The 14,188-nt window shown below is 65.5% G+C and carries 9 protein-coding genes; 6 read left to right on the top strand and 3 right to left on the bottom strand.

Going from position 1 to position 14,188, the window contains the following annotated elements; all coding sequences use genetic code 11:
* Nucleotides 1-4 precede the first annotated feature (4 nt).
* Entirely contained in the window at nt 5-2,026 is a 2,022-nt protein-coding gene (locus tag LPB04_RS04535; protein WP_193687568.1) for a sigma-54-dependent Fis family transcriptional regulator, read from the bottom strand.
* A 343-nt stretch (nt 2,027-2,369) separates the two neighbouring features.
* On the opposite strand from LPB04_RS04535, the gene LPB04_RS04530 reads away from it, so the two are divergent.
* Complete coding sequence (locus LPB04_RS04530; protein ID WP_227496612.1) at nt 2,370-2,594, top strand: hypothetical protein; 225 nt, start codon at nt 2,370-2,372, stop codon at nt 2,592-2,594.
* A gap of 85 nt (nt 2,595-2,679) precedes the next feature.
* Here the strand turns inward: LPB04_RS04530 and LPB04_RS04525 are convergent, their stop codons facing one another.
* Nucleotides 2,680-4,968 carry an isoamylase gene (locus LPB04_RS04525; RefSeq protein WP_193687566.1) on the bottom strand — a complete coding sequence of 763 codons (2,289 nt, stop codon included), beginning with the start codon at nt 4,966-4,968 and terminating at the stop codon, nt 2,680-2,682.
* Nucleotides 4,969-5,228: 260 nt separating this feature from the next.
* On the opposite strand from LPB04_RS04525, the gene LPB04_RS04520 reads away from it, so the two are divergent.
* Together LPB04_RS04520 and LPB04_RS04515 are read left to right on the top strand one after the other, a co-directional pair.
* The gene (locus tag LPB04_RS04520; protein WP_193687565.1) at nt 5,229-6,719 is read left to right on the top strand and encodes a DUF2868 domain-containing protein; all 1,491 of its coding nucleotides are present in this window, start codon (nt 5,229-5,231) and stop codon (nt 6,717-6,719) included.
* Entirely contained in the window at nt 6,716-8,209 is a 1,494-nt protein-coding gene (locus tag LPB04_RS04515) for a GTPase domain-containing protein (RefSeq protein WP_193687564.1), read from the top strand. Before LPB04_RS04520 ends, LPB04_RS04515 begins: the two co-directional genes overlap by 4 nt.
* A gap of 8 nt (nt 8,210-8,217) precedes the next feature.
* Here LPB04_RS04515 and LPB04_RS04510 read toward each other — a convergent pair whose 3' ends face one another.
* A complete protein-coding gene (locus LPB04_RS04510) occupies nt 8,218-10,365 on the bottom strand; it encodes a TonB-dependent receptor family protein (protein ID WP_193687563.1) in 2,148 nt (715 codons plus the stop codon).
* A gap of 389 nt (nt 10,366-10,754) precedes the next feature.
* On the opposite strand from LPB04_RS04510, the gene adh reads away from it, so the two are divergent.
* From adh to LPB04_RS04495, 3 genes are all read left to right on the top strand, one after another.
* Nucleotides 10,755-12,275 carry an aldehyde dehydrogenase gene (adh, locus tag LPB04_RS04505; RefSeq protein ID WP_193687562.1) on the top strand — a complete coding sequence of 507 codons (1,521 nt, stop codon included), beginning with the start codon at nt 10,755-10,757 and terminating at the stop codon, nt 12,273-12,275.
* A 63-nt stretch (nt 12,276-12,338) separates the two neighbouring features.
* Complete coding sequence (locus LPB04_RS04500; RefSeq protein WP_193687561.1) at nt 12,339-12,755, top strand: DUF779 domain-containing protein; 417 nt, start codon at nt 12,339-12,341, stop codon at nt 12,753-12,755.
* Between the two features lie 146 nt (nt 12,756-12,901).
* The gene (locus LPB04_RS04495) at nt 12,902-14,074 is read left to right on the top strand and encodes a porin (protein WP_227496611.1); all 1,173 of its coding nucleotides are present in this window, start codon (nt 12,902-12,904) and stop codon (nt 14,072-14,074) included.
* Nucleotides 14,075-14,188 lie beyond the last annotated feature (114 nt).

The following is a 14,188-nucleotide window of genomic DNA, read 5'->3' as shown; positions in this document are numbered from 1 at the left end:
CCTGTCAATGGAACAGCGATTTGTCGGGATGCTCGATATTCAGCCGCTGCAATTTGCGGTACAGGGTGTTGCGGCTGATGTTGAGCTCACGGGCAACGCCGCTCAGGTTCCATTGATGGCGTTTGAGTTCCTGCAGCAGTACCTCGCGTTCGGCGCACTCGAAGGGGTTGAGTCCTGCGCCGGGCTTGTTACCGGGCGCGGGGGCAGGCAGGACAGCAGACACGGCAGCGCCTGCCGACGCGGAACCGGCCGCCGGCGTGATCGCAGCGGCGCCGGCTTCCACCAGGCCGTGGCGGTATTCCGGCGGCAAGTCCTCCAAGGTGAGGCGGTCCGTTGCGCGCAGCGCGATCATGGTGCGCAGCAGGTGGCGCAGCTGGCGCAGGTTGCCGGGCCAGTGCTGGCGGTCGAGCACAGCCAGCAGCTTGTCGTCGAGCTCGACCGGACAGCCGGCGTCGCTTTCTTCCAGCGCCAGCTGGCGGATCAGCGCGCAGCGGTCCTGGCGGTCGCGCAGCGGCGGCATGGTGAAGGTCACGCCTTGCAGCCGGTAATACAAATCCTCGCGGAAGGCGCCGCTCTCGATCTTCTGCAGGAGGTCGCAATGGGTGGCGCTGATCAGGCGGATGTCGAGCTTGACCGGGGTTTCCCCGCCGAGCGGCACGACTTCGCGCTCCTCGAGCACGCGCAGCAGCCTGGCTTGCAGGGCGACCGGCATGTCGCCGATCTCATCCAGGAACAGGGTACCGCCGTTCGCCTGCAGCAGCTTGCCGCGCTGCCCCTCCTTGCTGGCCCCGGTGAAGGCGCCCGGCCGATAACCGAACAGTTCGCTCTCGATCAGGGATTCCGGGATCGAGGCGCAATTGATCGCGATAAAAGGGCGGCTGGCGCGGCTGCTCGACAAATGCATCGCGCGCGCAAAACGTTCCTTGCCGCTGCCGGTTTCGCCGAGCAGCACGATGGACACGTTGCGCTCCATGACCCGCCTGGCGGTGTCCACATTGGCACGCATTGCCGGGTCGCCCAGGTGCAGCGCATCGAGCGCACTGGTTTCAGCCGGTGTGGGCAGGGCCGCGCCGCGCTGGGGACGGCGCGCGTTGGAATGCGCCACCGGCTGGTAGACGACGGCGAAAAAGCGCGCGTTGCTGCGCACTTCGAATATCGGCACCGGGTGGAAGGCGCGCCGGGTGCTGCTGTCGACCAGCCCCGGGAAGGTGATGTTGAACAGTTCGCAGACATCGCGCCCGACGATCTCCTCCGGACGGGTGTAGCCGAGCAGGGAGAGGGCGGCCCGGCTCGCGGCCAGCACCGTACCCGTGATGCTCAGCGCAATTGCGCCTTCGCTCAGGGTGCCGACGAATTCGGGGCGGTTGTGGAAGCGCAGGATGTAGTCGTGGCGGAACTGGTGCAGGAAAACCCGGTTCTCGATCATCTGTACCGACATGCTGACCAGGGCCAGCGTGTGCTGCTGGGCCAGGCGCGATTCGCCGGAGGCGTCGAGCACGCCGACCAGTTCGCCTTCATGGTCGAAGATCGGGGCCGCGGCGCAGGACAGGCCGATATTGCGCGACAGGTAGTGTTCGTCCTGGTGGACGGTCAGCGGACGGCGTTCGACCAGGCAGGTGCCCATGCCGTTGGTCCCCTGCACGCGCTCGCTCCAGACCGCGCCCTGCATCAGCCCGGTTTTGGAGGCGGCATGGGTAAAGGCGGGGTCGCCGAAATAATTGAGCAGCACGCCTTCGCGGTCGGTCAGCATGATCGCGTAGCCGGAACCGGCCAGCTGCTGGTACAGGTTCGTCATCTCGACCTTGGCGACGGCCTGCACGTCGGCCAGCCGTTCCTGGCGCTCCTGCAGTTCGATCGGCGCCACCACTTCGGGCTCGGCGCAGCTGTCGGGATTGAGTTGGTATTCGTTCAGGCACCGGATCCAGGACCGGGTGATCCGGTTGCCGGCCCCAATGCAGTCAGCGCCGATCCGGTCGTGGACGACCGAATGGACGCGCTTGACGTGATCCACGGCAAACTTCGACATACTGTCTCCTAAGTCCATGACGAGCGCCAGTGCGGGCGACTGTCAGTTTCTGGACTGTTTTGTGAGTTTGGCACCCCATCTGTTGTGCAGAATACACCGATCGGCCGTCGGATTGTCGGCGAGTTTCGCTTATTTTTGAATACTTGCCAGCGTTCTGTGCAGCGCACATGGCGAACTACAGACCGGCATCAGCCAGCCTGCAATCGTGGGGAACATGAGACCCTGTCAGTGGTCATAGTTGACCCTGCCGCTCGAAGTTGTAAGCGGAATGTAACGCCCATTGCAAGCACGGCAGCCCCGCCTAGACTACAACGCAGGATGGTGCTCGGAGGCTGACATGGACATGCGACTCAAACGCGCGGCACGACGTTCCCTGGTCGTACTGCTGCTCGCTGGCGGGCTCGGAGGCTGCGTCTATGCGCCGCCCTATGCCAGCGCCTACGACCCGTATTATTCCGGCTATCCCACCTATGTCGGCCCGCCCGTTTCCATCGGCCTGGGTTTCGGGTTTTACGGGCACCACCACGGCGGCTATCGCGGCGGATATGGACACTACGGCCGCCACTGAAACGAGGCCGCCGGCACGATTCATACGGCTGGCGCCGCATGCCAGGTGACGACCTGCAGCGCCAGACTTGCGAACGCGTTTACCTTTACTTGGCGATCAGGAGCAGCGTACCCCGGCCGCACAAGCCATAACTCGTGTTTTCCCCGCCGACCGCGACCTCGGTCCCCGGCGCCTGGACCTGCGCCGGACCTTCGGCCCAGGTGCAGGTATCGGTGACTCGGTACCAGCTTTTATTCGCGCCCGGCCACGGCAGCGTGAAGTTCACCTGCGCGCTCCAGGCGTTATGGGCGACATAGATGCTTGACGCGCTATCGCCGAACTCCGAACCGTCGATGCGCCAGGCGATCGCATGGTTGTTGGCGTCATTAAAATAGGTCGCATCGGCGACGCCGCCGTCGGGCTTGAACCAGCGCAGCTGTTCCATCACGTTGCCGTTGTTGTCCACGCTCGAATAGAAATTCGCCGGACGCAGGGCCGGATGGGCCTTGCGGAAAGCGATCATCGCTTTCGTAAACGCCTCGAAGTTGCTCTGGTCGGTGCTGCGGGTCCAGTTCAGCCAGTTGGCCGAGGAATCGAGGTTGTAGGGGTTGTTGTTGCAGTTGATGCTGCGCAGCGCCTCGTCGCCGCCGACGAGCATCGGCACCCCGGCCGACAGCATCATCAGCGCGACGCCGTTGCGTGCGGCTTTTCTCTGGTCAGCCGCGATACCGCCCTGGTCCCAGCTGTTGTTATTGTCCTCGCCGCCATCGCTGACGCCATACGGCCAGGCCTGGCCGTTGTTCTTGCTGTTGCAGCTGTACAGGTCTTTCAAGGTAAAACCGTCATGGGCGGTAATAAAATTGATCGAATGCCAGGGCTTGCGGCCATCGTCGCCGTATAAATCGCTGGAACCGGCGAAGCGCGTCGCCATCTGGCCGGTCGTGATCGCCACGCTGCCGAGTTTGTTCTGCGCCTGGCGCACGACATCGCGGTAGCCGCCATTCCACTCGGCCCAGCCGCTCGGGAAGCCGCCTACCTGGTAGGAATTGCCGCCGATCGCCCATGGTTCGGCGATCAGGTCGACGCCGCTTCCGCCGGCCGCGGGCCGTGGCGGCAGTTCGGCCACGATGCGGTTCAGGGCATTGCCGGCGTCCATCTTGTCGAAGTTGTAGCAGCCGTGCTGGCAGGTGTTGCCGAGCACCGAGGCCAGGTCGAAGCGGTAGCCGTCCACGCCCAGCTTGTCGCGCCAGTAGGCGAGCGAATCGACGATCAGGTTCTGGGCAACCGTGTTGCGGGTGTTGTAGTTGCCGCCGACGCCAGTGTTGTCCCAGGAATTCTGGAAATCCGAAGTCAGGCTGTAATAAGTCGGGTTGTCCAGGCCGCGCATGCCGTACAGGTTATAGGTCGTCGTGTCGGTCGGCGACCAGGCGCCGCCTTCGCCGGTATGGTTGTAGACGACGTCGACCAGCACCTTGATGCCGTTGTCGTGGAAGGCTTTGACCATTTCCTTGAATTCGCGCGTCGGGCCGCCCGGGGTCTTGTCATAGGCATAGCGGCGGTCGGGGGCGAAATAGTTCAGGGTCATGTAGCCCCAGTAGTTATCGCCCGTGGTGCTGGTCGGATCGTTGTCGTTGGTGTCGTTCTGCGTTTCCTGCACCGGCAGGAATTCGATGGCCGTCACGCCGAGCGCGGCCAGGGCCGCCGCTTTCAGGCTCGCTCCCTTGTAGGTGCCGCGGTAGGCCGCCGTGATGCTGCTGTCGTTCATCGTCAGGCCGCGCACATGGGCTTCGTAGACGACATCGTCCTTCAGTGCGCGGGTCGGCTTGGTGCCGATCGTTTGCGTGTCGCCGGCGAGCACGATGCCTTTCGGTGCCGAGGAGCCGCTGTCGATGTTGCGGTAGGTGGCGCCGCTGGCGTAGATAGTGCCGTTGGTCATCGTCGCCGTGGTCGGGTCGTGGCTCAGCTCCAGCGCGTACGGGTCGGTGAGCAGCTTGTTTGGATTAAAACGGTTGCCGGCGGTGTCGACGTCGCTGAGGAAGCCGAGGCTGGAACCCTTGGTCCAGCTCGCGTTGTAGGGCCAGTTCGGGCCCCAGGCGCGGTAGCCGTAATACAGGGTGCCGCTCAGGCCCAGGCTGCTGAGGGTGGCGGTCGGAATCGTCACGCTCCAGATCCCGCTCATATTCGTCATCACATATTTCGCCTTTTCGGCGGTGCCGGTGGCGGTGCTGTACAGGTAGAGCTCGATGCGCGTGGCCTTGCCCGAATACACTTTAAAAGTGACATTCGCCTTGGTGGCGTCATAGGCGGCGCCGAGCGCATTCGGGTTGATGGCGGCCCAGGCCGGGGCGCCGAGGAGGGCGCCCGTGATCAGGGCGGCGAGTAGTGTGCGTTGCATGTCAGTCTCCGATATCTGTTTATATTTTTAAGCGTGTATAAGGGCACCGTCAGTAGGTGCTTGCTGTACTTTCGCTACCTCTGCCGGGAAGCTCATCAATACAGTAGGGGAGACGCTACGCTCGTGCTCGATTGAAGTCAATCGTACATGCGTAGTTTTGCTACGGTCGAGCTGACGCGAGCGGCCCGTGCTGGGGTAGGGCGGCAATCTGGTGCACAATCGAGCTTGTGAAGTTGCCAATCCAATAAAACAGGGCGAGCATGAACGAACAAGTTGCACGGCGGGTCGTGCTGGTGCGCGCGATCGAAAGCGCCGATACCGGCCACCAGGTGCTGAGCGAAGACGACCGCAAGTACGCCAGCCGCAGCGCGCGCGAACTGGCGGCCTGGCAGGCGGCCGACAGCAAGGCGGCGGTGACCCAGGAACATTTTCTCGAGCAGCGCTCGGAACAGATCATCAAACGCCTGGGCGAGCGCACGCCGGCCTTCGCCACCTTCGGGCGCCGCGGCCTCGGCTTGCCCGGCATCTGGGCCGCGCTGCCGGTGCTGGCGCTGTTCGCCGGCGCGCTGCTCGACCGCATCGCCGATCCGCACCGGGTCGACCTGCTGTCGGCGCCTTTGTTGTTCATCATCGGCTGGAACTTGCTGGTCTACCTGATCCTGCTGATCTGGGCTTTCATCCCGGGCCGCAAGACCGGCTGGGCGGGGAAGGGTTTACTGAGCCGCCTCAGCGTCGGCAAGGCGGCATTGCCGCGCAAGCTGCCGGGCGCGCTGGCCACCGGCATGACCAACTTCATGGCCGAGTGGGCCGTGCTGAGCGAGCCGCTGACGCGCGCGCGCCTGTCGCGCACCGTCCACCTGTCGGCCGCCGCCTTTGCCCTGGGGGCCGTCCTCTCTCTGTACGCGCGCGGCCTGCTGACCCAATATGTGGCCGGCTGGGAAAGCACCTTCCTCGACGCCACGCAAGTCCACACCCTGCTGTCCTGGCTGTTCAAGCCGGTGCTCTTCCTCTTCCCCTTCCTCCAGGGTTTTAGCCTGGCCGACATCGAAGCGCTGCGTTTCAGTGCCGGCACCCCGGCCACCCCGGCCATCGGCGGCGAGCGCTGGGTACACTTGTATGGCGCGACGATCCTGCTGCTGGTGGTGCTGCCGCGCCTGGTCCTGGCCGCCTTTGCCGGCTGGCGCGCGCGGCGCCTCGCGCGCCGCTTCCCGCTCGAGCTGGAACACCCCTATTTCCGCAAGCTGGCCGACAGCATCGGCGCCGGCACCCCGGCCGTGCTGCGCGTGCTGCCCTACAGTTTTACCCTCGATGAGGCGCGCGACCGCGGCCTGTGGACGGTGGCCGCGATGGCGCTCGGCGCCCAGGCGCGCGTGCTGCTGCGCCCCACGGTGCCGTATGGCGAGGAACCGAAGGAGGCCATGGGCGCCACGCCTCTCGAAGAAGCGGGCGTCACCGTCACCGCTGCACTGTTCAGCCTGTCCGCCACGCCGGAAAAGGAAAACCACGGCGCCTTCCTCGACTACCTGGTCCGCAACAGCCGCCGCGGCGTGGCCGTCTTGCTGGACGAATCGAGCCTGACCGAACGTGGCGCCGGCCAGGCCGGGCTGGACGCGCGTGTGAACGAACGCATCGCCCTGTGGCGCCAGTTCTGCAGTTTTCACGGCACCGCCGCCACGGTGGTCAACCTGGTCGATCCAGCCAAACGCCCGATCGAACTGGGCGCGGGCCTGGCCCTGCCGGAGCTGCGATGAACGAAGACGTGGATAACATCGCGGTCAAAATCCAGTTCGCGCTGGTCTCGCACACGAACAACGGCAAGACGACCCTGGCGCGCACCCTGGTGGGCGCCGACGTCGGCGAGGTGCGCGACGCCGCCCACGTGACGACCTTCGCCGAAGCCCATCCGCTGCAAACCAGCGCCGCAGGCGACACCCTGCTGCTGTGGGACACGCCCGGCTTCGGCGACTCGGTGCGATTACTCAAACGCCTGGCGCTGACGGGCAATCCGATCGGCTGGTTCCTGCGCGAAGTCTTCGACCGCTACCGCGACCGTCCGTTCTGGCTCAGCCAGCAGGCTTTACGAGCAGCCAAGGACGAAGCCGACGTCGTCCTCTACCTCGTCAATTCCTCGGAAGCGCCGGGCGACGCCGGCTACCTGCCGGCGGAAATGAACATCCTCGAATGGCTCGGAAAACCGGTGGTCGTCCTGCTCAACCAGATGGGGCCGCCGCGCCCTGGTGCGCAGGAGGGCGCCGAGCAGCAGGAATGGAAAAAGCACCTGGCGCGCTTTCCGGTGGTGCGCGAGGTGCTGGCGCTGGATGCGTTTGCGCGCTGCTGGGTGCACGAACACGTGTTCTACGAAGCGGTGGCGCCGCTGGTCGCACCCGAAAAACAGGCCGGCTATGCGCGCCTGCGCACGGCCTGGGAAGAGCACAACCGCCAGCGCTATGCCAGCGCCCTGCGCATCTGCGCCGAGCAGGTGGCAGCCGCCGCGCGCGACAGCCAGCCGGTCGTGGAAGAGGGCGGCGGCTTCCTGCGCACGGCCATGAAGGCGGTCGGCCTCAACAAGGACCGGCAGCAGCGCTATGAAGCGGCGATGGCGGCCCTGGTCGAACGCCTGAACGGAGAGATCAACAAGGCGACCATGCGCATGCTGGTACTGCACAAGGTCGATCCCGGAGAAGCGCGCGCGATCAACACCCGCGTGCGCGAAAACTTTTCGGTGCGCGCGCCGATCGACAAGGCACAAGCAGGTTTGCTCGGGGCCGTGGTCTCGGGCGCGGCCACGGGTCTCTCGGCCGACCTGATGGCGGGCGGCCTGACTTTGGGCGGCGGCGCACTGCTCGGCGCGCTCGTCGGCGGCCTGACGGCAGCGGGCGCGGCCTGGGGTTTCAACCAGCGCAGCGACAACGACAAGCCGGGCGTGCAGTTCGCCGACGCTTTTCTCCAGACCCTGCTGACCGGGGCCGTGCTGCGCTACCTGGCCGTGGCGCACTTCGGTCGCGGGCGCGGCAACTACATCGAAAGCGAAGCGCCGGCCTTCTGGCAGGCCGAAGTCGAGGCCGCCCTGGCCAGTCAGTCGCTGGGGACGCTGTGGCAGGACGTGCGCGCCGCACCCGACCTGGGTGCGGCAGCGGCGCGCCTGTTCGCGGTGATCGAGGCGGCGACCGACGCGACGCTGCTGCGCCTGTATCCGGGCGCGGCCGCGGCGCTGCCGGGCAAGGCGACGGCGCCGGTGTGAATGTCCAGTTAAAACTGATACTGTCCACTCACCCCCAGCACCCAGTTCCTGCCCTGCGCGCCTTCATAAAAGCGCCGGTTCGCGTCGCCGACGATCACCGAGCCCACATACTGGCGGTCGAACAGGTTGTTCAGGCGCACGAACTCTTTGAAACGCCAGCCGCCCAGCTGCTGGCTGGCCTGGGCCCGCGCATTGAAGATGGCATAGCCGGGCGCCGGCTGGGCGGTATTCGTGTCTTCCGCATACACGCGGCCGTTGGCGATCGTCTCCAGCGCCGCGCCCCAGCGGCCGCTTGCTTCCTTCCAGCCCAGCTCGCCGAAAACGCTGGTGCGGGGCACGCCCGGCAGGCGGCTGCCCTGGGGCACGTTTCCAAATGCTTCGTCGTAGATCGCGCGCAGCGCCGACACGGCCAGCTTCGCATTCCAGCCGGCGCCCAGGTCGGCGTCGAGCGACAACTCGCCGCCCTGGCGCAGCGTGGCGCTGGCGTTACGATAACTGGTGCGCCCGCCGCTGGAGGCGTCGACTACCAGCTCGTCCTGGGTTTTGACCTGGAACAGCGCCGCATTCAGCCGGATGTCCTTGCCGAGCAGGGTTTTGACGCCCGCCTCGAGGTGGGTGCTGGTGGCCGGCTGCACATTGAAATTGAAACCGGTGCCCGTGCCCGAATAGAACAGCTCGTTCAGGGTCGGGGTCTCGAAGCCGCGCGCGGCGCTGGCATACACGTTCAGGGTCGGTGAGACTTTGTAGAGCACGCCGACCAGCGGCGTCGTGTGGCTGTAGCGCACTTCTCCGCTGTCATTGCCGTTCGACAGATAACGGTCGGCGACCTCGAAGGTCACGCGGCTGCGGCGCAGGCCGCCCGTGACGACCCACTTGTCGCGCTCCCATTCCATCTGCAGGTAAGGGTCGAGATTCGACACCTTGTCCTCTTCGTCGCGGCGCAGGCGTCCGCGGACGCCGAATTCGTTGCCGACGAAGTTCTCGAAGCCCTGGCGCGAGTCGGTCGAACGGCTGGCGTCGATGCCGACGGTGGTGCGCAGGGTGCCGCCGGCGAGTTCGCGCACGTCGCGCCAGTTGAGGTCGACGCCGTAGAAATCGCGGTCGAAGTCGACCACGCCGCCCGAGTGGGTCGGCGGCGCCTGGAAGCCGCGCGAGAACGCCTGGTACTGCACCACGCGCCGGTTGCCGCCGTAGGCCGTCATTTGCAGCCGGTTGGCGCCGAAGCGGCTCTCCCAGGTCAGCCCGGCCTGCTTGTGATCGATGCTTTTCCGGGTGTTGTAGCGCTCGGCCAGGGTGCGCTGCGGCAACTGGGTATCGGTGGTGTCGATCTCGCCGGCGCGCGGATCGCGCAGGTAAGTCGCCCAGGTGACGCCGAGCGGGTCCTGCGTGTCGTCCTGGCGCAGGCCGCTGGCGGTCAGCACGAGGCGGGACGTCTCCGAGGTAGCTGCGGTCAGCTTGGCATAGGCCTGGTCGCGCCGCGCTGCGCCGTGGTCGCGAAAACCGTCGGTGTCGAAACGGGAAACGTCGAGCAGGTAGCCGACGGCGCCCGTTTTGCCCTGGGCATTCACGTCGAGCTTGCGCATGCCGTCGCTGCCGCCGGTGACGCTGGTTTCGATACTGGGCGCTCCTTTCGGATCGCGCGTAAACAGCTGCACGACGCCGCCGGAGTGGTTGCCGTACAGGGCCGAGAAGGGGCCGCGCAACACTTCGATGCGTTCGGCCATGTCGAGGTTGAAGGTGGCGGCCTGGCCCTGGCCATCGGGCATGGTGGCCGGGATGCCGTCGGCGATCAGGCGCACGCCGCGCACGCCGAAGGCGGAACGGGCGCCGAAGCCGCGCGAGGAGATCTGCAAATCCTGCGCGTAGTTCTGGCGGTCGCGCGCGACCAGGCCCGGCACCGCGGACAGCACCTCGGAGGCATTCACGCGCGGCTGGGTGTCGCGGATCTGCGAGGCGTCGATCACGTCGATGGCGGCTGGCAGGTCAAAGCTGGTGTGCTCGTCGCGGCTGCCGGTCACGACGACGATGTTCATCGGGCTCTGCGCGGCCTGCTCCGGCGTCTGCGGCGGCTGCGGCTGATCGGCCGCGAACAGTGCCAGCGGCCAGCAGGCGCAGAGGGCGGCGATCGCGTTCAAGCGAAATGCATGTTGCGTCATTGTCTCTCCAGGTTGTGATTGCTCCCTGCTCGGGCAGGGTGGTGCCAATTTGATAAGCAATATACCTGCCACGCCGAAAACGCGCCCACGCATGCATGGCACGGCCCTTGCGAGCATGATCGACACCGCCGGCGGTGCATTGGTTCGCGCGATCGCGGCCGGCCTGTGCGTGCGCCTCACACGAGAGGCGCGTGCTCGCCGTGCTCGCCTGTTCCGTTGTGCTGTCCCCGGTTTGGAACAGGTGTACCGGAAACGGGCAGGTCCAACTCGGCCTTGCGGGGCAGGAAGGCCTGGCACGGCGCTTGCGGCAGTCGGGGCGTGCTTCGACACATCCGTTGCCGCCAACGGCCACTCAACGGTCACTACAACCACCAATTCAAGAGGATGACATGAATCTCGCGGACATCAGCAAGCTCGGCGTTGCCAACCCGTTCAAGCAGCGCTACGACAACTACATCGGCGGCAAGTACGTGGCGCCAGTCAAGGGGGAGTACTTCCCGAACGTCACGCCGATCACCGGCCAGCCTTTCTGCGAGATCGCCCGTTCGACTGCCGAGGACATCGAGCTGGCCCTCGACGCCGCCCACGAGGCGAAAGAGGCCTGGGGCAAGACCTCTCCGGCCGAGCGCGCCAACATCCTGAATAAAATCGCCGACCGCATCGAGCAGAATTTAACGATGATCGCCACCGCCGAGACCATCGACAATGGCAAGCCGATCCGCGAAACGATGGCGGCCGACATTCCGCTCGCCATCGACCACTTCCGTTATTTTGCCGGCGCCATCCGCGCCCAGGAGGGCTCGATCGCCCAGATCGACCACGAAACCTATGCCTATCACTTCCATGAACCGCTGGGCGTGGTCGGCCAGATCATTCCCTGGAACTTCCCGATCCTGATGGCGGTGTGGAAGCTGGCACCGGCCCTCGCCGCCGGCAACTGTGTCGTCCTGAAACCGGCCGAACAGACTCCGGCCTCGATCATGGTGCTGATGGAACTGATCGGCGATTTGCTGCCGCCGGGCGTGATCAACGTCGTCAATGGGTTCGGCCTGGAAGCGGGCAAGCCGCTGGCCTCCAGCAAGCGCATCGCGAAGATCGCGTTTACGGGCGAGACCGGCACCGGCCGCCTGATCATGGGCTATGCGGCGCAGAACCTGATTCCGGTCACGCTGGAACTGGGCGGCAAATCGCCGAACATTTTCTTTGCCGACGTGATGGACCAGGACGACGAATTCTTCGACAAGTGCCTGGAAGGTTTTGCCATGTTCGCGCTGAACCAGGGAGAGGTGTGCACCTGCCCCTCGCGCGTGCTGGTCCAGGAATCGATTTATGAGCGCTTCATCGAGCGCGCGCTGGCGCGGGTGGCGGCGATCAAGCAGGGCAATCCGCTCGATTCGTCGACCATGATCGGTGCCCAGGCTTCGCAGGAGCAACTGGAAAAAATCCTGTCCTATCTCGACATCGGCCGTCAGGAAGGCGCCGAGGTGCTGGCCGGCGGCGAGCGCAACGTGCAGGGCGGCGAGCTGGCCGAGGGCTACTATGTGCGCCCGACCGTGTTCAAGGGCGACAACAAGATGCGCATCTTCCAGGAAGAGATCTTCGGGCCGGTGGTCTCGGTCACGACCTTCAAGGATGAGGCCGATGCGCTGCGGATCGCCAACGACACCCTGTACGGCCTGGGGGCCGGGTTGTGGACGCGCGACGCTTCGCGCGCCTTCCGCATGGGCCGTGCGATCCAGGCCGGCCGCGTCTGGACCAACTGCTACCACCTGTACCCGGCGCATGCGGCCTTCGGCGGCTATAAGCAGTCGGGCATCGGCCGCGAGAACCACAAGATGATGCTCGACCACTACCAGCAGACCAAGAACCTCCTGGTGAGCTACAGCCCGAAGGCGCTCGGCTTCTTCTGAGCAGGCAATCCCGCGGCGCTGCCTGCGCCGCGGGTCCATCTTGTACGGACCAGGAGGTGATGCATGACGACTTCGCCCGAGCGCGTGACCGCAACGCCCGCCGCGCTGGAGTTCCTCGACGAGCTGCGGCGGCGCCATGGTCCGCTGATGTTCTTCCAGTCCGGCGGCTGCTGCGACGGCAGCGCGCCGATGTGCTACCCGGTGGGGGAGTTCAACCTGAGCGACACCGACGTCTGCCTTGGCCAGCTGGGCGACACCCCCTTTTATATGGGGATGGAGCAGTTCGGCTACTGGGAGCACACCCAGCTGATCATCGATGTCGTCGCCGGCAACGGCGGCATGTTCTCGCTCGATAACGGCACCGGCCGCCGTTTCCTCACCCGCTCGCGCCTGTTCACGGACGAGGAATACGCGCTGCTGCGTGGCCAGCCACGCTCTTCCATAATGCCGAGTTCGCCGCTCAGCAAACAGCACAGCTGACACGCTGCCGGACCATTTACTGATCAGTTTTTGAGCAGAAGGAGGGACTACACCGTCGTTTTCACCCCGTGAACTGCTGGGCACGAGATTTGCCATCGCTGTCGGGTGCATCCCTTCATGCACACCACATAACCGAGGAGACGGCGATGAACAGGCGGGTCTCGAAATTTCATGCAACAACAGTACTGGGTGCGCTGGCCGCATGCATGCAGCCGGCGCTGGCGGTCGACATCAAGGCGGGAGACTGGACGGTATCGGTGGGCGGCAACGTCAACGCCTATTACACCTTCGTCGATTGCTCCGGTGCCCAGGTGGGCGGCCTGGCGCTGGGCGGCGAGGCACTCGGCTGCGGCGGCCGCGACAGCCGCACGACGATCGGCAACGGCCTGCTGCCGAGCGGACTGGTCACCTCCGCCGCGTCGCAGCTGGGCGGGTACGACGTCAAGGCGCTGATCGGCATCTACGCCCACACGGCCACCGACAGCGCGATCGCGCAGAACAGCGGGGTCGACGTGCGCCAGGCCTTCTTCAGTTTTGGGAATGCAGCCCTTGGCACGGTCAAGCTGGGGCGCGACTATGGCATCTTCGGCGCGAATGCGATCCTCAACGACATGACCCTGATGGGCGTCGGTGCCCCCGTGCAGGCGACCCAGCGCGGGCGTGTCGCGCTGGGCCACATCGGCGCCGGCTATGCCTATCTCAACCATTATGGGCAGATTGCCTATACGACGCCGAAATCGGCCTCGGGGCTGAGCGTCGACCTTGGCCTGATGAGCCCGGTGGACGACACGCCCGTGGTCGCCCCTTCCGCCTACACGGCCGGTTCCACGCCGCAGTTCCAGGCGCAGCTGACCTTCACGCAGGGCGATATCAAGGCCTGGCTCGGCGCCAAGGCGCAGCGCTTCGACTCGCGGGCGGCGGGCACGCCGGACCTGACGATGCATGCGATCGAGGCGGGCGTGTTGTACCAGTCCGGACCGGCGGGGGTACTGCTGAATGTCCAGAGCGGCAGAGGGCTGGGCATCCTGTCCGATGCCGACCAGGGGCGGGTGCGCAGCAGGCACCTACTGGTGCAAGGCACCTACAAGGTCTCGGACCAGCTCAAGCTTGGCCTGAGTTATGGCCACAGCAAGAATAGCGACGATACCGCCGGCACCGGCGGGCTGAAGTCGAATGCCAACGTCACCTTGGGCGCCTACTACGCCCTCAACAGTGCAATCACCCTGGTGGCGGAAGGGGGGCAGACCCGCTCGAAGGCGTTCGCAGGTCCGCGCGACAAGATGAACGGCGTCGCGCTCGGCGGCATTATTTTCTTCTGACGGTGCAAGTGGGGCCTTGTCGCGGCAGCGCACAAAAAGGGCTTGCAGCCCACCGACAGGATTCGCTATAATTCGCCTCCTGCTGAAAACGACAACGAAATCAAGTAGTTGTCT

The organism is Massilia litorea, assembly GCF_015101885.1.
Lineage (GTDB): Bacteria > Pseudomonadota > Gammaproteobacteria > Burkholderiales > Burkholderiaceae_D > Telluria > Telluria litorea.
Note: the sequence above shows the minus strand (reverse complement) of the source record. Positions and strands in the feature narration are given on the sequence as shown.